This window comes from Paraburkholderia jirisanensis (assembly GCF_054782355.1).
In genome coordinates this window covers 397,896-417,476 of record NZ_BAAGSQ010000030.1, presented here as the reverse complement: position 1 = coordinate 417,476, position 19,581 = coordinate 397,896, and the positions used below count along the sequence as shown (strand labels likewise).

The following is a 19,581-nucleotide window of genomic DNA, read 5'->3' as shown; positions in this document are numbered from 1 at the left end:
GGTTGCATCGAGCCTGCGCACGTTCCTTCTTCCGACGACCCCCATGGCTCCTATAACTGCGCACGACAATCCAACCAAAGTGGTTCCGATGTATATCGACGGCGCCTGGCGAACCGGCAGCGATGCTGAAACAGCCGACGACTTCAATCCAGCGACAGGCCAGGTCTTCGCGACGGTGGCGCAGGCCGGCGCCGCGGATGTCGAGGATGCGATCGCAGCGGCTCACCGTGCACGCGTCTCATGGGGAAAGATGCTTGCGGGACAACGCGAGGCCCTGCTGCTCGACGCGGCGACACTGATCGCAGAGAAAAAGGATGAGATCGTCGATCTGCTGATCGCAGAGACCGGCTCGACCTTGCTCAAGGCGCCGTGGGAAGTGGGCTATGCGGTCGAGTGTCTGCGTTCGGCGGCGGCATGCATTCGTCACGCTCACGGCGACACCTACCCGATGAGCACGGCAGGACAGATCAGCATGACGATCCGGCAACCGCTCGGTGTCGTGGCCGGTATCGCGCCTTTCAATTCACCGCTGTTGTTGTCGATGAAGAAGATCGCGTTCGCATTGGCGGCTGGCAATACGTTTGTGTTGAAGCCATCCGAGTTGGCGCCACTAAGTGGGCTGAAAATCGCTGAGCTCTTTCACGCTGTCGGCTTCCCGCCGGGCGTGTTCAATGTGATTCCGGGTTCAGCCGAGATCGTCGGAGAGAAACTCGTCTCCGACCCGCGCGTGCGGATGATCACCTTCACGGGCTCCTGCAAGGTCGGCAAGAAGATCGCCGCAGAAGCGGGCAAGCACATGAAGCGCGTCACGCTCGAGTTGGGCGGCAAGAGCCCGATCGTGATCCTCGCGGACGCCGATCTCGACTATGCCGTCGATGCAGCCGCATTCGGCGTGTTCTTTCATCAAGGCCAGGTGTGCATGGCCAGTTCGAGGATCATTGTCGAAGCACCTCTGTATGAGCGCTTTTGCGAGGCATTCGTGCGCAAGGCGAAGAGCATCGTGGTGGGCGACCCGCGCGATCCGGCAACCGTCGTGGGTCCGTTGATCAGGGAAAGCCAGTCCGGCTTCATCGAGGCGCAGCTATCGGACGCGGTGGAAAAGGGAGCCCGCGTGCTATGCGGTGGTACGCACGAAGGACCCTACTGGAAACCCACGGTCGTGACCGGTGTCACCTCCAGCATGCGCCTGTACGACGAAGAATCCTTCGGGCCGGTCACGTCGATCTACAACGCAAGCGATTTCGAAGCGGCGCTTGAGCAGGCTAACGACACGTCGTATGGGCTATCGTCTTCGATCGTGACCAACGATCTGCAAAAGGCGATGGAGTTTGCCATACGCTCCGAGTCCGGCATGGTTCACATCAACGATACGACCATCTCCGATGAGCCGCATATTGCATTCGGCGGCGTCAAGGATAGCGGCTTTGGACGCGAAGGCGGAATGGCGTCGATCGCTGAAATGACCGAAGTAAAGTGGATCACCATGCAACTGGGCAAGCGGGAATTTCCTTTCTAACCCGAATGAGTTGTCTGGGGCTGTGGTTCGGATGAAACCGCTTCCAGCCCCTTCTAAAGCGCGGTAATCCATCCCAGTGTTCGCGTTTCGAAAATGGTGTCTTCTGGCAAGGCCCGTTTCTGAAATTCAGGTGAGTGTTCATACTTCGCGTCATCGATCACGGAGATCAACACAAGGAACTGCGATGTACTCACCGAAAAACGCCAGACGAATTGCGGTCGCGATGACCGCCGCAATTCTGGCCACCACCTCTGCGCTCGCTGCGGCGGCCGGAGAAACCTCCAACCTCTACAACGACACCTCGAAGATCGTGTCGGTTACCGAACTAAAGTTCTATCAGAACAAGGAAGGCCTGACCATCGCCAACGGCTGGGGCGATCCGGCAACCGGCGCCCACAGCAACTACATCAAGATGCCTGGCGGCACTGCCAGCGGCGTGCATACCCACTCTTACTCGTATTACGGCGTCGTGATTTCCGGGGTCGTTGCCAATGAACCGCCTGGCTCAGCGCAAGACCACCCACTCCCGGCAGGCTCTTACTGGTATCAGAAGGGTGGCGAACGCCACGTCACAAAGTGCATCTCGCAGACTGAGTGCGTATTCTTCGTCACGTCGAAGGGCGCATTCGATTATCTGCCTGCCAGGTGATCGTCACGCCTGCTGCGGACCATCGTTCGAAGCAATACGGAGTCTCGCAGCACGACGCAGCGTCAAATTCCGCACAAGGCGCTGCGTCGGCCGATCGACAAAGCAATAGATCAATGCCCCGACGAGCAACGCACAGACAAGCACGACCGCCACACCCAGCGGAGAGGTCGGCTCGAATCCGTGCAAATACACCGGCAACAGCTTGCGCGCCGCCTCGACGACAAACGAATGGCTCAGATAAGTCGCGTAACTGGCGTTGCCCAGGAAAATCATCACCCTCATCACGCCAACATTGGCGAACCACGCTTCGAGGCTAGTGGCACACAGCAACAGCAGGAAACATGGAATACCACTACGCAGCAGCGCGTAATCGGTAATTCCGATCCATTCAACGTACGCCATCCCACAGTAAAGCGTCGGCACCCCCACCGCGGCAAGCTGATGCGGAATACGGTAATCGCGCTTCCAGATACACCACGCGGCAATGCCAAGCGCAAACTCGAGACTGCGCGCCAGCGACAGAAACTCAACCCACACCTCATCGAACGGCATCTCGCTCGCAATAGCAAATACGATCAACAGTACCGCAGAAATCGACGCCAACCGGTATCGTCTAAACAGGATCAGCACCGCGCCCGAGATCATGTAAAACAGCAGCTCATAGTTCAGCGACCAGCCGACAAACAGCATCGGATGAATCAATCCATTTTCTTTCCGGTAAGGAATGAAGAACAGCGACTTGAGCAGATTCGGAATGCTCGCTGTGGTCGAGTTGACCAGATCCGGCCTGACAGATACCGCAACAAACAGCGCAATCGTCATCAGCCAGTACACGGGGACGATGCGGGTCAAGCGGCCCATCAGGAACTCGCGTGCCGAAATCTGCTTGCCATCGATCACCATCGCAATGACGAAGCCGCTCAGCACGAAGAAAATGTCCACGCCGAATTCGCCGAAGCGGGTTCCAGTTGGGCTCATCAGGTGAAAGAAGATCACCGTCGTCGCGGCAATCGCCCGCAATGCGGTCAGGGAATTCAGTCGGGTCACATCCGGTTCCTTGCTATTTTTTTTGCCAGGCATCTATCGGAACCTTGCTTGCCGGCGACGATATGAACTGGATGAGTCGTAGTTTGGGCAGTCTATATGCCCCGACTCAACGCCACGTGTACGTCGTCGCACAGAATGCTTCTTTATCAACCCACCGGCAGCCCCTCGTTTTCACTAGACGGCGCATGTTGAACTTCACCGCGCGGCAGAACCAGTTGAAAGACAGCGCCACGCGGCACGTTCGCACTCGCCCACAGTCGTCCCCCGTGCGCCTCGGCAATCGAACGGCAAATCGACAAGCCCATGCCCAGGCCATTCTCCTTCGTCGTATAGAACGGCTCGAAGACGCGCTTCACATGCACCGCAGGCACGCCCGGCCCAGAGTCCCGCACCGCAATCGTCACGTCGTTCGACGCATCCGCAGCCGTGCTGATCCGCAGCTCGCGCGAACCCACGCTGCGTGAGCTCATCGCTTCGATCGCATTGACGATCAGGTTGAGCATCACCTGTTGCAATTGCACGCGATCGCCCAGCACCAGCGGCAATCCTTCCCCCAGTACCGTCAGCACCGCAACCTTGTGCTTCGCCGCTTCGCCCTGCGTCAGTTCGATCACTTCGCGGACTGCCTCGTTGATGTCCACCCAGTCCTTGCGCGGCGGCGCCTTCTTGACCAGATTGCGAATCCCGCTGACGATGCCGCCCGCACGCATCGCCTCGGTCACGATGTACTCGAGCGTCTGCCTGACCTCCTCCAGGTTGGCCGGTTTGGCACTCAGCCAGCGCAAGGCCGCCGAAGCAAAAGTGGCCGTCGCGGAGATCGGTTGCTGCACTTCATGGGCAATCGAAGCCGTCAGCTGCCCCATCGTCGCAGCACGATTCAGGTGCGCGAGTTCCATCTGCACTTCGCGGTAGCGGCGCTCGCTCTCGCGTGCCTCGGCTTCCGCGCGCTTGCGCTCGGTCAGATCGAGCACGAAACCGACACCCTCGCTGCCGCCCGCTTCGAACATCGCAAGACCAATCAGCACTGACGCGCGGCTGCCGTCCTTCCTGAAGTATTCCTTCTCGAACGGCTGCAGGAACCCTGTGGACTTAAGCTCGAGAATTCGCCGCTTGTCGCTTTCGCGCCATTCGGGTGGCGTCAGCTCCGTCCAGCGCATACGCCCCGACGTGAGGTCTTCGCGGTCGTATCTCACCATGCGGAGGAACGCTTCGTTCGCGTCGAAAATCCGGCCTTCGAGATGGAAGATGATGATCCCGACGATGTTGGCGTCGACGAGGCGCCGGATCCGCGCTTCGCGTTCCGCGAGATCGCGGTACAAGCGCGCATTCTCCAGCGTGATCGCAGCCTGCGACGCCAACAGTTCCAGCACGCTCAGGCGCTCGGGCGTGAACGCGTGCGTGGCCAGGTTGTTCTCGAGATAGAGCAGGCCGATCAACGCGGAGCGCCGCATCAGCGGCAGGCACAACACCGACTTCGGCTGCCGGCTGATCACATAGTCGTCTGCCGAAAACGGGTTGGATTGCGTCGCGTCGTCGAGCAGCACCCGCTCGTGGCTGCGCTGAACATAGTTGACGACCGAGCCCGGCCACGCCGGTTTCGGCGTGCCCGATCCCTGCACGGCCAGCGCAAGCGGTGGCTGGATCAGGTACTGCCGCACGTGAATCGCCTTTTGCGCCACGTTCGCTTCGGCCGCAAGAACCAGATTCTCGTCGCGCGCGAGCAGCAACTGCCCGGTCTGCGCGCCGGCATTTTCGAGCAGGATATGCATCAGCGTATCGATCAGGTCCTCCAGCACGATCTGGCTAGAGATGGCCTGCGAGGCCTTGGTAACCGACAGCAGATCCAGTTGCGCGCCATCGCCGGGCGAAGCGGCAGCACGTGACGCCGACGCCTTGCGCAACGGCGGCATGCGCGCGTCGAGTTGCCGGACCTTGCCGTGTGCGCCGAGGCGCACGAAGCAACTGCGCGCTTCGTCGAAATGGGCACGTGCGGCGGTCGTCCACCCGCAGGCCCTGCACAATCCCGCGGCCAGCTCATGGGCGACGCCTTCGTTCAGCGCGAAGCCGCCGTCGCTGGCCGCTTCGATCGCCGCTTCGTACAGACGCATCGCATCCGCGTGTCGCCCTTCGATGCGTGCAATCTCGGCCGATACCAACGCGTGCTTGTCCGCGAAGGTCGGCGGACACGTGTCGGCCCATTCGCGCAGTTGTAACTGGTGCGTATCGAGGAGTTCGCGCCACTCGCTCTGCTCCGCAACAGAAGCGTTTTCATAAAGCGCCGCGACCGACAGCGCGGTGTAGTAAAAATACTCGAGCAACTCGATCTGGTCGAAGAGCGCCCACAACAGTTGCTTCGCCTGTCTGGAAGCCGCGAGCGCTGCGACGTAGTCGCCTGCCAGAAACCGCGCCTGCAGTTTGGTGACCCAGTACCAGCAGATCATCATGGTCATCCGGTCTCCCGTCAGCTGCGCTTCGAACGCTACCTCGTCGAACTGCGCGTCGCTGAACGTGGAGAAATTCGCGGTCCGGCCCTGCAGCGTCGCCACCAGGCGTTGCTGCGCCACGATCACATCGGCGATGTCGCGAAACCGCGCCTTCTGCACAAAGTCCAGGCCCCTGTCCGACTCGCGCCACACCGTGTCGAGCGGATCGTTGCGCAGCAAAAGCGTCGTGTTGACCTGAAACGTGCTGTAGCAGGCGAACGTCAGATTGCCGGTCTCGATCGCGGAGCGAACCGCCGCCCGGTGGAATTCGATCGCGTCCGCGATCGGCTCGGTCCACACGGAAACACGTCCCATCGAGTGCTCGACGGTTGCGCGGTAAGCGACGAGGCCGTGCTTCTCCACCAGGTCGTAGCCGAGCCTGGCGAACCGATAGCCGTCGCGGTAGCGGTGAAATACCGGGCCGAGCGTAAAGCCGAGAAAACCGTAGGCTTGCGCGCAGTCGCCGCTCGTCCCGTGGTGCACGCTGATGTTCACCATGCGGCACAAAAGCAGACAAAACAAATGGACGTCGGTAACGTAGGCGGCTTCTAACGAAATCGACAGCAAACGCATTGCCGCCTGCAGTTTCGGATCGGTCATCAACGGCAGATCGATCAGGCTCTCGATCGGTCGCGCTCCGAGGTTGCGCCAGACCGTGTCGTATTCGGCCTCGACCTGTTGCTGGGTCGGATGCGCGACGAAGTCGATCTCGAACAGGCGCAGGCAGGTGAGCGCATGCTCGACGGCCTGCGCGTTTTCCGACTTCACGATATGAAGCAGGACCTTCCGTTCATAGACGGCGGCCACGTCGACTTTCGATTGCCCCCGCGGCAGCAGCTCCGCAATCAGGTGCTCGGCCCGGGCAAAGTCGCCGGTCAGAAACGCGCATTCCACGCGCTCGAGCCACAAGCTGAACATCAGCTCGTACCGGCGGTCCCAATCGCTGTCGTCGAGCAGCGCCATGCCGGCCGTCAGATAAACGCACGCCGACGCATACGCTGCCGAGACCTTGGCCCGATGTCCGGCACGCAGATCAAGCGCCGCCACTTGTGCTTTCTCGTCGCGATCGACGAGCAGTGCTGCGCCCCGGTTGAACTGGTTCGCGACATCGAACACATGCTCGGCGAGCTCGTCTGCCGTCATACTCGCCAGCAGCACGCGGCCAATGCCGAGATGAACTTCGGCGCGGTCCGCTTCGGGAATCAGCGAATAGGCGGCCTGCTGGATCCGGTCATGCAGAAACTTGCCGGCGCCGTCGTTGCGAACAATCAGGCTTGCCCGCGCGGCCGCCGCCAGGCCTTGCTCGAACTCGCCGGCGCTCAGACCTTGCCGTACCTCGGCGGCTCCATGTCCGCCGACCAGTTCGAGATAGCGCAGGTCGAATGTATTGCCGAGGCACGCGGCCAGCTTCAGCGCTTCCTGCGCCGCGCCCGGCAGTTGCCGCAGCTTGCTCACCATCAGGTCGACGACGTTGTCGGCAAAGTCCTTCGCCTTGATCTGGGCGAGATCCCACTGCCAGCCCCGAAGTTGTGCATCACGCCGCAGCAGTCCCTCTTTGTGCAACGCATCGAGGAACTGAATGAAGAAGAACGGGTTCCCCTGGGTGCGCTCGCAGACCAGTTGCGTAAGCGGCTCGTGCGTGTCGGGTGGCGCATGAAGCGTGTCGGCTACCAGTTGATTCAGATGCACGACCGTCAGCGGCGCGAGCCGAAGGTCGATGACCGGTGTGCCACTACGGCGAATCGTCTCGAACACGGTCATTAACGGATGCGACACGCTCACTTCGTTGTCGCGGTAGGCGCCGATCAGCAGCAGATACTGCGTATCCGGGTGCGTGAGCAGGTGTCCGATCAATGCGAGGCTCGCCGCATCGATCCACTGCAGGTCGTCGAGGAAAATAACCAGCGGGTGCTCTTCGCTGGTGAATACCGTGACGAATTGCCGGAACACCATGCGGAAGCGGTTTTGCGCGTCAGACGGCGGCAACGCCGGCACCGGCTGTTGCGGGCCGATGATCAACCCGACCTGCGGCAGCACATCGACAATCAGCTGACCGTTGACGCCGACTGCGGCCAGGATCTGCTGCCGCCAGCCGGCGATGCGCGCCTCGCTTTCGGCTAGCAGTTGCTGCACCAGTTCGCGAAACGCCTGTGTGAGGGTGGCATAGGGCACATCGCGCTGATATTGATCGAACTTGCCGGCAATGAAATAGCCATGCCTGGCGAAAATCGGCTTGCGCAACGCGTCGACCAGCGCCGACTTACCGATGCCCGAGTACCCCGAGACGGTGGCCAGCGCGGCTTGCCCGGTGGCGGCCATGCGCTCGAACGCGCCGAATAGCCGCTCGACCTCGGCGTCGCGCCCGTACAGTCGGTGCGGCACCTGGAAGCGCTCAGGCCTATCCTCCGTGCCGAGCGGGAACGGCTCGATTCGACCCGACGCCTGCCATTGCGCGAGACACCGGTCGAGGTCGGCACGTAGCCCGTGAGCACTCTGGTAGCGGTCTTCCGGCAGCTTGGCCAGCAGCTTCATCACGATATCGGAGAGCGGCTGGGGTACTTCAGCCGTGACCTCGGCCGGCAGTACCGGCATGCGGGCGATATGGCAGTGCGTCCACTCCAGCGGATCGTTCGCCTGAAATGGCAACTGCCCGGTCAGCATCCGATAGAGCAACACGCCGACCGAATAACAATCGGTCCGGTAGTCGACTGGACGATTCATCCGGCCGGTTTGCTCGGGGGACACGTAAGCCCAATCGCCTGCGGGCGCGCTGGTGTCTCTCGTCGAGACGGTGTCGGCTTCCCTCGCCGTCGCCATGCTGAAATCCACCAGCAGAACCCGGCCAGTCGCAAGCTCGACCAGAATATTGGCGGGCCGGATATCGCGGTGGATGACGCGCGCGGCATCGATTCCCGCCAACGCATCGGCAAGATGGTGGCCGATGCGCAGGCAAAGCGCGACGTCCATGCGCGGCTCGCGAGCCAGAACGGCTTCGAACAACTCGCCGGCGAAGTCTTCCAGGATCAAGGCCGAGCCACCATGCTCTTCGATCAGCGCGAGGGGTCTGGCGATGCCCACGACATCGAGCGATTGCAGCAGCAGGTATTCGCGCTTCAGGCGAGCGGATTGCGCTGCGTTGACGTTTTCCGCAGCGAGTTTCAACAGCACCGACGTTCCATCCATCAAGCGGCCACGATGGAGGTCCGAGCCCGCTGTCGTGCCGATCCGCTCAAGAATCTGACAGTTCTCGAAAGTCATTTCGCCCTCTTTTTCCCGCCCGGCGACGATGTCTGAAACCTGTGTGTTGCGTTTCCCCTGTTACCTGAAGTGCGGGCCCGGCTGCGTGTGGCCCGATCATCACTGCGTGATGCGCAGCGACCTGACGACTAGTCTACTCGGTCGTTAATATTTTCAAGCCTGGTATGTCCGAGCATTGGGGCGGGAAATCTTTCGTCTGGCGATAGCAGTTGTTTTATCCTACGAATCCTTATTCTGTATTTCGTGACCATGAGCCCCGATAACATGACGCTCGATTCACTCGATACACCCGCGGCCATCATCGACGTGCGTCGCATGAACAGGAACATCGCCGCGATGCAGGCGCACATAAACGCGCTGGGCGTGAAATTCCGGCCTCACGTGAAGACCTCGAAATGCGTCGATGTCGTCGAGGCGCAGATAGCCGCCGGAGCACAGGGCATTACGGTTTCTACGCTGAAAGAAGCGGAAGCCTTCTTCGCGGCAGGCATCACAGATATCCTCTACGCGGTCAGTATCGTTCCGTCCAGGCTGCCTCGCGTGATGGCGCTCAGGAAACAGGGATGCGGTCTGAAGATCATCGTCGACAATGCAAGCGCCGCGACGGGCATCGTGGCGTTCTGCCAAACCGCCGGTGAACCGTTCGAAGTGTGGATCGAAGTAGACACCGACGGACACCGCTCCGGCATCAAACCTGACGAAGATGCATTGCTGCAAATCGGCCGCATTCTGCAGGCAGGCGGCGTCGAGGTTGGCGGCGTCATCACGCATGCTGGCTCGAGCTATGACCTGAACACACAGGAAGCCCTGGCGGCACTCGCGGAGCAGGAACGCGCAGGCTGTGTGCGCGCCGCGCAACGCCTGCGCGACGCCGGCATTCAATGCGAAGCCGTCAGTGTCGGCTCGACGCCGACTGCACTCGCCGCACGCAGCCTGGATGGCGTCACCGAGGTCCGCGCCGGCGTCTACGCATTCTTCGATCTGGTGATGCACAACGTCGGCGTATGTGCGGTCGACGACATCGCGCTTAGCGTGCTGACCACCGTCATCGGTCACCAGCACGACAAAGGCTGGGTGATCGTCGACGCCGGCTGGATGGCGATGAGCCGCGATCGCGGAACATCGAAGCAATCACGAGATTTCGGCTACGGACTGCCCTGCACACTCGATGGCGCCCCGCTGGATGGCTACCTGCTGATTGCCGCCAACCAGGAACACGGTATTCTGGCGCGCGCCGATGCCGACTCCGCAACCCGCGACGTCGACCTCGAAGCCCGCTTTCCGGTCGGCACGCGGCTGCGCATTCTCCCCAATCATGCTTGCGCGACAGGCGCGCAGTTCCCCGAGTATCACGCGCAGGAAGCGAGCGGGGAACTTGCTGTATGGGCCCGCTTTCACGGCTGGTGAACAGCGGTCGCAGCGTCAGGCGGTTTGAAACTGCCTGCCATCAAGCCAGCGCACTCTCAACGCTGCGAACGATCAGTTCCACGTCTTCAGCGAGGTAAGTGGATCGCTGTCTGCCAGACGCGCCGGGTACTCTCCTTGGCGTAGGCGCTCGCGCGGACAGCTCTTTGACAGGAATTCGCTGGTACAACGCATTGCTGTTGTCATCGCCGGTCCATTTCGTGGTTCGCGCGATCTGCCTGTTTCCCACATCTTCGATGAAGCGCGTTCGCATACCCAGTAGCGCAGCAGCGTCCATGGCACCGCTACGCATGCCGAGGTGAACGATGCCGCAATTCCACACTTCGCCGCACATGCGAAGAAAGATCGCATACTCGGCAGCCCGGTTCGGCCCGATGATCTTCTTGTTGGGGCTGCCGTTTTCGAGCTTCCAGTACTCGCCCCAGATATCAAAGGTGCCTACAGCCCCTGCACCGACTGCACGCATGCACTCTGCAACCGGAACGCCAAGCTCGCGCTCGATGGTGGTATTGGAGCGGGGACGTCCCACTACGATCACGTTGAGCCGCTTCTTCAACAAGGCATCGCAGACCTGAATCAAACCCGTCCACGTGTCATCCAGTTCTGGGTGAGCGCCACCGTCTGCTCCGCTGAAGCGGGTCCACACAATTACATATTTCTGGTCTTTCTCGACACCTTTCCGATTGAGAAATTTGTCGATGCGGTATCCCCAGTAGCGATTTTTGTTCGGATCGACGTTGGCCCATTTGGCGATGTTTTCTTTGCCGTCCCCCACGAGCACTGACGCCGCGACCGTGGTGGTAGCGCCACCCACCGGACAGAGCATCGCGAGCTTTCGTGGAATCGAGGTCAGGAACTGGAGCTTTGCATCCGCAATGGTCGGGTAGGCTAACGAATTGATGCGTGCATCGACGACCCCTTCGCAGGTGTCGCAAGCCGCTCTTGAGCTGTCGACCTGAACGGGCAGCAAGCGGCTAGCCGGAACCCCGCAGGACGCCGCGTAGAACGTCACGAGGCGCTTCGCCGCGGCGATCTCGTTCTCGCTGAAAAAGAGGATCAGACGCGAGGTCGCGTCGTGCGCAAGCGCCGCGCCGACTGCAAACTGATCGCCGGACATAAACGCCGCCTGATAGAAGAACACGCATGTCACTGCTGCGAAGCTTGCCTTATTGTTTTTGAGTGCAGCGGTGAATACGCTTGCACCTTTGGCATCGGCCGCGGTCAATATTTCGTTATAGGCACTCTTCGACACCGCGTGCTCGACCGCGTTGACGCATTGGGCGATGCTCATCGTGACTGGCGCGAGCGGCTTGCCTTCCCTCTCAAACCTGAACGCAACCAGCGCAGCTTGATCGGCTAGCGCTGTCACCGCGTTCTGGACCGTGTCGAATTGTACGATTACCTTCGGCGTCAGAAACTTGTCGATGGTGGCCACATACGGCTTCAGCGCGGCATAGGTGGCGGTATTTAACGACCATGCGGTCAGAGCGACATTCCCGATCTTGAAAGTCATGTTATTCCGCTATCAGATATTTTCTTGGAAAACGGATCCGCGGTAACAGACATCGACCAGCCTTGCCCGACCGGCGGAGGGTCAAAAGCATCGGCGCCGATTGTCGCATGCGTTTGCGCGGCCCGCTAGCGCGGCTGTCGGGCGCATTTGCCCGTACCGTCACCGGATGTTGAATAATAGGAGCACGCCCCTGGACTGGTGACGCCATGATTAAAACTGACGACGGATTAGCGCGCTTTTATGCCCTCTCCGACGGCATTTTTGCCGTCATCATCACCATTATGGTTCTGGCTTTTAAGCCGCCAGGCGGTCACGATTTACCGGCGTTAATGAGTCTATGGCCCGATCTGCTCAGCTACGCGGTGAGTTACGCATTCGTCGCCGTGGTCTGGCTGAATCACCACGCCGTGCTCCGGCACGCACAACGCCTGACCGCCACACTGGCGCTCGCGAACTTCGCTAACCTGTTCGCCATTTCTTTCATTCCATTTACAACCGCATGGCTTGCCGAGACCGAATTGGCGAGCTTTCCGCTGACTTTTTATGCGTTGGTCTTTCTGCTGGTGCAGGCCACGTATATGGTCCTGATGCGGGAAAGTTACTCGCACGTCCGGACCAGCGGCGACGATGCGCATGCCCGTCACTGGCAGTGGGTCAGAGCGTGGATCATGCTGGCGGTCTTCCTTGTCGCCGCGGTTGTCGTGGTCATCCCGCCGTTCTTGCGGCTCGCCCTGCTTGCCTCGTTTCTCATCCTGTACTGCCGTCCCGATCCATTTCTGCGCGCCCGCTCGGGTCAGCACAACTGAAGCCGAGGGTTCAGCTAGCAGCGCGCGTTTCAGCCCGATCGGGCGCGCACCGGCCGCACTGGTAAACCACTATCGCGCGCCGCCTGGTATGCCAGTAACAATCCATTCTGTCAGATGGGGCGGTATTCACGCATGCCCTCCGTTTCGCTTCGAAGGGCGCCTTTGATGAGGCCGTTCCGCTGATTCGGCCAGTCCGGTCCAGTTCCGCTTTCGCATATCCGCAAGATTCCCTGCATCACGCACACCGTGTCGGTAATTCACGACGAGCCGTGTGCGCCGGCAGTCGGTAAGTTCAATCCAACAAGACGGAGACAACATGCTTTCAGGAATCCAGGTGTTTCGGGCGGCGTCGACCGCGGCATTGGCGCTGTGCGCAAGCGCAGCTTTCGCACAGGCATCGATCGTGGCGGGCCCACCCAGCGATCCCGCATGCATGGTTCCATGGAAGAGCGACACGAAGTTCGTCAAATACCCGAAGAAGAACGGCCCCTATCGCGTCGCGCTCGTGAACGGCTATATCGCGAACACCTGGCGCATCCAGATGATCAAGACCGCCAAGGCGTATACGGCACAACCGGCCGTCGCCGCCAAGCTCAAGGAATTCAAGGTCGTGTCGACCGGCGAGGACGTGCCGGCGCAGATCTCGGCCGTCAACAACTTCATCGATGCCGGCTATGACGCGATCATCGTCGATGCGCAGAATCCCGCGTCGTTCGGACCCGCGATCCGCCGCGCGAAAAAAGCCGGCGTCGTGCTGATCGCGTTCGACAACACGCTCGACAGCGAAGATGCGATCAATGTCGACGTCGACCAGTACGGCCTGGGCGTGCTGTGGGCCAAGTGGCTCGCGACCCATGTGCCGAACGGCGGCAAGGTGCTCGAGGTCCGCGGGGTGGCCGGCACGTCGGTCGACACCGATCGCCACAACGGCTTCCAGAACACCCTGAACGCGACCGGCAAGAAGTGGAACGTGGTGCAGGTCTACGGCAAGTGGGATGACGGCGTCGCACAGAAGGCCACCGCCGACGCGATTGCCGTGCAGGGCCATTTCGATGGCATGTCGGCGCAGGGCGGTGACACCGGTGTGGTGCGCGCGATGATCGATGCGAAACATCCTTTCGTGCCGTTCGGCGGCGAAACCGAGAACGGCTTTCGCAAGTTCTGCGCACAGTATGGGAGCCAGGGGCTGAAGTGCACGTCGGCGGGCAGCGGTCCCGCGCAGGTCGCCGTGGCGATCAAGACGGCGCTTGCCGCGCTGGATGGCCAGACGATCCCGGTCGCGATCAAGCTGCCGCTCGACGTCACCGACGATTCGCAGCTGAAGGCAGGCGTCAACTATTTCCCCAACGAGTCGGACAACTTCTTCGTCGGCAACTCGTTTCCGACTTGCGGCATCAATTTCTCCGCGCAGGAAATCATGAAGCAGAGCCAGGGCAACCAGTGATCGTGTGATGGCTGGCGACGTGACGGGAGGCGAAGCATGCGGCAGGACCAGCAGCAGCCGTTCTTTCAGATGTCTGGTGTGTCGAAGAGCTATGGCGGCGCGGTTGCGCTCGATCACGCGGAACTCGCGGTGCGTAGCGGCCGCATCCACGCGATCCTCGGCGAGAACGGCGCGGGCAAGTCCACGCTGCTGAAGGTGATGTCCGGCGTCGTACAGCCGGACGACGGCATCATGCACCTCGATGGCCGGCAGGTCGCGTTCGCTTCGCCCGCTGTAGCGAATGCAGCGGGCATCGTCTGCGTGTATCAGGAACTGTCGCTGATCCCTGACCTGAGCGTGGCCGACAACATCTTCGCTGCGAACCCGCCGCTGCGCTTCGGCATGATCGACCGCCGGGCACAGCGCCGCCAGGCCGAGGCTGCGCTCGCCCGCGCGGGCGCGGCCGACATCAATCCGCTCGCGAAAGTCCGCGACCTGCCACTGTCGCGCCAGCAGATGGTTGAACTCGCCAAGGGGCTCGCGCGCGAGCCGCGCATTCTGATTCTCGACGAAGCTACCTCGGCGCTAACCGCGGCCGATGTGGCGCGCGTGATCGAAGTGCTCAAACGTCTGCGCGACGAAGGGCTCGCGCTGCTGTTCATCTCGCACCGGATGCACGAGGTGAAGGCGCTCGCGGATGAATGCACGGTCTACCGGAACGGTCGTCACGTGATGAGCTTCGAGGCGGGCACGCGCTCCGACAACGAGGTGATCGAAATGATGATCGGCCGGACGTATCAGCATGCTTTCCCGGACAAACCCGCGGACAAACGCGCGGACCAGTCCGGGCACCGCGTTGCCGCTGAACCGGTGCTCGCCTGTCGCGATCTCACGTGGAACGACACGCTGCAGGGCATCAGCTTTTCGTTGAAGCCCGGTGAGATTCTCGGGCTTGGCGGTCTCGACGGGCAAGGCCAGCGCGAACTGCTGCTCGCGTTGTTTGGCGTGTTGCGCGCGTGCTCGGGCAAGATCGAGATCGACGGCAAACCTGTGTCGATCCGCAGCCCAGTGGCCGCGCGTGCCAACCCGATCGGCATGGCGCTAATTCCCGAGGACCGCAAGACCGAAGGCCTGATGCTGCCGATGTCGGTACGCGAGAACCTGTCGTTTGCCGCGCTCGATCGCATGTCCACCGGCGGTGTGATCGATCGCGACCGTCAGCAGTCGCTGGTCGACCGGATGATGGCGCTTCTCGCGATCAAGTCGTTCGGCGTCGACGCGGCGGTGGGCTCGCTATCGGGCGGCAACCAGCAGAAGGTGGTGATCGCGAAATGGCTGATCCGGCAGCCGAGAATCCTGCTGCTCAGCGACCCGACGCGCGGCATCGACGTCGGCACCAAGCAGGAAATCTATCAGTTGCTCAGGCGCCTCGCCGACGAAGGCGCCGCGATCGTTTTCTATTCGACCGACTATGACGAGCTGATCGGCTGCTGCGACCGCGTGCTGGTGCTGTACGAAGGCCGGATCAAGAAGGAACTGGTCGGGCCGGAGATCACCGAGCAAAACCTGATCGCCAGTGCACTCGACCTGCCGGTCGGACAGATTTCGCCTTCCACGGGAGTCGCGCTATGAACGGGTTGCGTTACTGGTACGCGGAAAATCGCGGCACGAGCTTCGCGTTCGGCCTGTTCGTGCTGATGTTCGCGATCTATCTTTTCAACTACCCGTCGGCGTTGTCGTCGAACGTGTTTCAGACGGCGGCGAACAAGGCGGTACTGCTCGCGCTGGTGTCGATGGGTCAGGCGCTCGTCGTGCTGACAGCCGGCATCGACCTGTCGATCGGCATGACGCTCGTGCTGACCAATTGCGTCGGATCGTGGATCGTCACGGGCGACGCGCTGCACAGCGCGCTCGGCATCGTCGGCGTACTCGCGGCCGGCGCACTGTGCGGCGCGCTCAACGGCGTCATCATCATTTACGGCCGGCTGCAGCCGATCGTCACGACGATCGCGACGGGCGCCGTCTACTACGGGCTGGCGCTGCTGCTGCGCCCGGTTCCCGGCGGCGCGATCAACGAGGACCTCGCCGACGCACTGACCGGCAAGGTCGCCGGCGTCGTTCCGGCAAGCCTGCTGATCCTGCTGGCGGCGGTGGTGATCGTGTGGGTTTCTTTCAAACGTTCGGCGATCGGGCGTGCCGCGTACGCGACCGGCTCGTCCGAATCCGCGGCCTTCCTGTCCGGCATGCCGATCCGGCGCGCGAAGTTCGCAAGCTATACGCTGGCCGGCCTGCTCGCCGCGATCGGCGGCCTGTTTCTGACGTTCTTCACGGACACGGGAGAAGCGAGCCTTGGCAGCGCCAACTCCTACACGTTGTTTTCGATCGCTGCCGTGGTGATCGGTGGCGTGTCGCTACTCGGCGGCAGAGGCAGCGCAATCGGCGCGATCTTCGGCGCATTCGCGTTCCGCTCGATCGGCGACCTGCTGTTCGTGTTCAACGTCGATGCGTTGTGGCAGCCGCTGTTCCAGGGTGTGATCCTGCTGCTGGCTGTGTCGATCGGCGCGTGCGGGCTGTTCAGGGTGCGCAATCGTCTGGAGTGGTTCCAATGAGCGAGGTTTCCGCCACCGGCTGGACCGCGTTGATGTCGAAGCTCACGCGCAAGGTCGACCGGCCGATCGTTATCGCGTTCGCGTGTATCGTCGCGCTGCTGCTGGTGGGCGGGATGTTTTCGCGTAGCTTCCTGTCGCCGGAATACATTCTGCTGCAACTGAAGGTCGGCGCATTCCTCGGCATCATCGCGACCGGCCTGATGATGGTGATCCTGCTCGGCCACATCGACCTGTCGTTACCGTGGACCATCACCGTCGGCGCAATGATGGCATGTGCCGTCGGCGGGCATGGCCCGCTTGGGAACGTGCTCGCAATTCCCGCTGGAATCGGCTGCGGCGTGCTGATCGGCATCGTCAACGGCATCCTCGTCGCGCTGCTGCGCATTCCGTCGATGATCGCGACGCTCGCAACCAATGCGGTCGCGCAGGGCATCATGATCGTCTACACCGGCGGATCCTCGCCGCAGGATTCCGCCCCCCCGGTGATGCGATGGCTCGCGGCAGGCTGGCTCGTGCCGGGCGTGCCGAATGCCGTCGCGCTGTGGGTGTTGATCGGCGGCGCGACGATGTTCCTGCTGTCGCGCACGACCTTCGGCCGCACGCTGTACGCGATCGGCAACACCGAGCGCGCCGCGTATCTCTCCGGTATCGATACGCGGCTCGTCACCGTCGCCGCATTCGCCGTGTGCAGCGGGTTCGCGGCATTCGGCGGCGTGCTGCTCGCGGGTTATGCATCGAAGGCGGCGCAGTCGATGGGCGATGCTTACCTGCTGCCGGCGATCGCCGCGGTCGTGCTCGGCGGCACGTCGATTCTGGGCGGCCGCGGCTCGTACCTCGGCACCGTAGCCGGCGCGATTCTCATCACGCTGCTGCAGTCGATCCTGTCCGTCGCACAGATGCCGGAGGCAGGACGCCAGATCATCTACGGCGTGGTGATCGCGGCGATGCTGCTGCTGTATGGGCGCAGCAAGCGCGACGCGTAGGTTTCGTGATTGAACCGCTGATTTCCAGCGATCAGAGCGGGCACATTGTCAGGAATCGAAACTGTCATTCAACAACGAGTAACCAGATCGTCGACGACTCTTCATCCATTAGTCGACGGTGACATTGTTGATACGGATTCCCAACTTCAACCTGATCTTCGGGACGTGACGTCCCTTTTATCCCCTCGTGGAATAGGATCTCGCGCTTAGTTGTTCTGCATGGAAGAGATGACGTTGCACCTTGCGTGTGATCGGCAAGGTTCGGGCGTCACCCTTCCAACCATCGATGGTTACCCGGCAGAACAATGAAATCCGATCGTCAATCTGTTTCCGCATCGGGCGTCGTGATATGGCTCACCGGTCTTCCCGGTGCTGGCAAAAGCACGATTGCCAACGCGTTGAGTCGCGAACTGCACGAGAGAGGTAACGCGTGTTTCGTGCTCGACGGCGACGACATCCGCGGCGGATTGAATTCGGATCTCGGCTTCAGCGCCAAAGACCGCCTGGAGAATGTGCGCCGGATTGCGCACGTCGCGAAGCTCATCGCTTCCCGCGGACAGGTGGTCATCGTTGCGGCGATTACGCCAACTCACGTCGCACGTGCGCTGGCACGACAAATCGTCGGTGCGACGTTCCGTGAGGTATTCGTCAATACACCCGCGGCGGTTTGTGAACAGCGCGATCCCAAAGGACATTATCGAAAGGCTCGCGCCGGCAACCTGAAGGCTTTTACAGGTGTATCGGACATCTATGAGCGCCCTGTCTCGCCCGATCTCGTCCTGTCCACCGAGACTTCGTCGCTTGCCGAGGAAACGCAAAGTTTGATCGCGTTGATTCACGCCACCGCAAAATCGTAACCCCTGCCAGCCAGGAGGCTGACTCTATGAATTCGACCAGTATTTCATGGCCGCAAAAGACGCACGACCTTCACAACCATCACTTCGATTCCACCGTCTGGGACGACTTCAAGTTCCGTGCTGACGACGTGGTCGTCGCGACCTACGCCAAGGCCGGTACCACGTGGACTCAACAGATCGTCACGCAGCTGCTGCACAACGGTGCAGAAAACGTCGATCTGTCTACATCGTGTCCGTGGGTTGATCTTCGACTTCCGCCCAAGGAAGAAAAGCTCGCGATGATCGAAGCCCAGACGCACCGGCGATGCCTGAAGACTCACTTGCCGGCGGATGCGCTGGTCTATTCGCCCAAGGCCAAGTACATCTACGTTGGCCGCGATGGCCGCGACGTGCTGTGGAGCTGGTTCCACCATCACTCGAGCGGCAACGACGCGTTCTACCAGATGATCAACGATACGCCGGGCCGGGTCGGGCCGCCGCTCCAGCGGCCGCAGCAACCGATTCGCGACTACTTCCTGACATGGCTCGATCAGGATGGCTATCCGCTTTGGCCATGGTGGTCTCACGTGCAGAGCTGGTGGGAGATCCGCAACCTGCCGAATCTGCTGCTCGTGCACTACGCCAATCTGAAGGCTGACATGCCCGGCGAAATTCGCCGGATAGCGGAATTCATTGGGACGCCGATCGACGAAGATCGTTGGCCCGCGATCCTCGAGCATTGCAGCTTCGAATACATGAAGGCGCACGCTGCACAGGGTTTTTCACTTGCTGAGGGCGTTTTTGACGGCGGCGCCCGTTCATTTTTCAACAAGGGCACGAATGGCCGCTGGCGTGACGTGCTGACGGCAGAGGACGTCGCCCGATATGAGGAAGCTGCACGCCGTGAGCTCGGCGAGGAATGTGCACGCTGGCTCGCGACCGGCAAGTAGGCACGTCGCGAGGCCAAAGCCGACCGTCTTCGCTACGAACAGCAAGACGGTCTTTTCGTTGCTCCTGAACACCGTGGAATTAA

General features: G+C 61.3%; 12 protein-coding genes and 1 pseudogene. 10 read left to right on the top strand and 3 right to left on the bottom strand.

The window, feature by feature from the left end; translation table 11 throughout:
• Nucleotides 1-43 precede the first annotated feature (43 nt).
• Together ACYVNQ_RS31685 and ACYVNQ_RS31680 are read left to right on the top strand one after the other, a co-directional pair.
• Nucleotides 44-1,516: an aldehyde dehydrogenase family protein gene (locus tag ACYVNQ_RS31685; protein ID WP_460908459.1), complete on the top strand. Its 1,473-nt coding sequence runs from the start codon at nucleotides 44-46 to the stop codon at nucleotides 1,514-1,516.
• A gap of 184 nt (nucleotides 1,517-1,700) precedes the next feature.
• Complete coding sequence (locus ACYVNQ_RS31680) at nucleotides 1,701-2,165, top strand: DUF4437 domain-containing protein (protein WP_460908457.1); 465 nt, start codon at nucleotides 1,701-1,703, stop codon at nucleotides 2,163-2,165.
• Between the two features lie 3 nt (nucleotides 2,166-2,168).
• Here the strand turns inward: ACYVNQ_RS31680 and ACYVNQ_RS31675 are convergent, their stop codons facing one another.
• Nucleotides 2,169-3,212 carry an acyltransferase family protein gene (locus tag ACYVNQ_RS31675; protein ID WP_460908455.1) on the bottom strand — a complete coding sequence of 348 codons (1,044 nt, stop codon included), beginning with the start codon at nucleotides 3,210-3,212 and terminating at the stop codon, nucleotides 2,169-2,171.
• Nucleotides 3,213-3,358: 146 nt separating this feature from the next.
• Nucleotides 3,359-8,953 carry an AAA family ATPase gene (locus ACYVNQ_RS31670; protein ID WP_460908453.1) on the bottom strand — a complete coding sequence of 1,865 codons (5,595 nt, stop codon included), beginning with the start codon at nucleotides 8,951-8,953 and terminating at the stop codon, nucleotides 3,359-3,361.
• Between the two features lie 264 nt (nucleotides 8,954-9,217).
• Here ACYVNQ_RS31670 and ACYVNQ_RS31665 point away from each other — a divergent pair, with 264 nt between their 5' ends.
• A complete protein-coding gene (locus tag ACYVNQ_RS31665) occupies nucleotides 9,218-10,360 on the top strand; it encodes a DSD1 family PLP-dependent enzyme (RefSeq protein WP_460908451.1) in 1,143 nt (380 codons plus the stop codon).
• A 40-nt stretch (nucleotides 10,361-10,400) separates the two neighbouring features.
• Here the strand turns inward: ACYVNQ_RS31665 and ACYVNQ_RS31660 are convergent, their stop codons facing one another.
• A complete protein-coding gene (locus ACYVNQ_RS31660) occupies nucleotides 10,401-11,891 on the bottom strand; it encodes a hypothetical protein (protein ID WP_460908449.1) in 1,491 nt (496 codons plus the stop codon).
• A gap of 206 nt (nucleotides 11,892-12,097) precedes the next feature.
• On the opposite strand from ACYVNQ_RS31660, the gene ACYVNQ_RS31655 reads away from it, so the two are divergent.
• From ACYVNQ_RS31655 to ACYVNQ_RS31625, 7 genes and pseudogenes are all read left to right on the top strand, one after another.
• Nucleotides 12,098-12,697 carry a TMEM175 family protein gene (locus tag ACYVNQ_RS31655; RefSeq protein ID WP_460908447.1) on the top strand — a complete coding sequence of 200 codons (600 nt, stop codon included), beginning with the start codon at nucleotides 12,098-12,100 and terminating at the stop codon, nucleotides 12,695-12,697.
• A gap of 316 nt (nucleotides 12,698-13,013) precedes the next feature.
• The gene (locus ACYVNQ_RS31650; protein WP_460908445.1) at nucleotides 13,014-14,141 is read left to right on the top strand and encodes a sugar ABC transporter substrate-binding protein; all 1,128 of its coding nucleotides are present in this window, start codon (nucleotides 13,014-13,016) and stop codon (nucleotides 14,139-14,141) included.
• 36 nt (nucleotides 14,142-14,177) lie between these two features.
• The gene (locus ACYVNQ_RS31645; protein WP_460908443.1) at nucleotides 14,178-15,752 is read left to right on the top strand and encodes a sugar ABC transporter ATP-binding protein; all 1,575 of its coding nucleotides are present in this window, start codon (nucleotides 14,178-14,180) and stop codon (nucleotides 15,750-15,752) included.
• Entirely contained in the window at nucleotides 15,749-16,729 is a 981-nt protein-coding gene (locus tag ACYVNQ_RS31640) for an ABC transporter permease (protein ID WP_460908441.1), read from the top strand. Before ACYVNQ_RS31645 ends, ACYVNQ_RS31640 begins: the two co-directional genes overlap by 4 nt.
• Nucleotides 16,726-17,712 (top strand): ABC transporter permease, encoded by a 987-nt coding sequence (locus ACYVNQ_RS31635; protein WP_460908439.1) that lies wholly within the window; start codon nucleotides 16,726-16,728, stop codon nucleotides 17,710-17,712. Before ACYVNQ_RS31640 ends, ACYVNQ_RS31635 begins: the two co-directional genes overlap by 4 nt.
• A gap of 299 nt (nucleotides 17,713-18,011) precedes the next feature.
• Nucleotides 18,012-18,569: pseudogene (cysC, locus tag ACYVNQ_RS31630) on the top strand (adenylyl-sulfate kinase); the annotation flags it as partial.
• 26 nt (nucleotides 18,570-18,595) lie between these two features.
• The gene (locus ACYVNQ_RS31625) at nucleotides 18,596-19,498 is read left to right on the top strand and encodes a sulfotransferase domain-containing protein (protein ID WP_460908437.1); all 903 of its coding nucleotides are present in this window, start codon (nucleotides 18,596-18,598) and stop codon (nucleotides 19,496-19,498) included.
• Nucleotides 19,499-19,581: the final 83 nt, after the last annotated feature.

Excerpts from the sequence above, each read along its gene's own strand:
- ACYVNQ_RS31685 (WP_460908459.1), top strand. The coding sequence starts at position 44 with ATGGCTCCTATAACTGCGCACGACAATCCAACCAAAGTGGTTCCGATG.
- ACYVNQ_RS31680 (WP_460908457.1), top strand. The coding sequence starts at position 1,701 with ATGTACTCACCGAAAAACGCCAGACGAATTGCGGTCGCGATGACCGCC.
- ACYVNQ_RS31670 (WP_460908453.1), bottom strand. The coding sequence starts at position 8,953 with ATGACTTTCGAGAACTGTCAGATTCTTGAGCGGATCGGCACGACAGCG.
- ACYVNQ_RS31665 (WP_460908451.1), top strand. The coding sequence starts at position 9,218 with ATGACGCTCGATTCACTCGATACACCCGCGGCCATCATCGACGTGCGT.
- ACYVNQ_RS31660 (WP_460908449.1), bottom strand. The coding sequence starts at position 11,891 with ATGACTTTCAAGATCGGGAATGTCGCTCTGACCGCATGGTCGTTAAAT.
- ACYVNQ_RS31655 (WP_460908447.1), top strand. The coding sequence starts at position 12,098 with ATGATTAAAACTGACGACGGATTAGCGCGCTTTTATGCCCTCTCCGAC.
- ACYVNQ_RS31650 (WP_460908445.1), top strand. The coding sequence starts at position 13,014 with ATGCTTTCAGGAATCCAGGTGTTTCGGGCGGCGTCGACCGCGGCATTG.
- ACYVNQ_RS31645 (WP_460908443.1), top strand. The coding sequence starts at position 14,178 with ATGCGGCAGGACCAGCAGCAGCCGTTCTTTCAGATGTCTGGTGTGTCG.
- ACYVNQ_RS31640 (WP_460908441.1), top strand. The coding sequence starts at position 15,749 with ATGAACGGGTTGCGTTACTGGTACGCGGAAAATCGCGGCACGAGCTTC.
- ACYVNQ_RS31635 (WP_460908439.1), top strand. The coding sequence starts at position 16,726 with ATGAGCGAGGTTTCCGCCACCGGCTGGACCGCGTTGATGTCGAAGCTC.
- ACYVNQ_RS31625 (WP_460908437.1), top strand. The coding sequence starts at position 18,596 with ATGAATTCGACCAGTATTTCATGGCCGCAAAAGACGCACGACCTTCAC.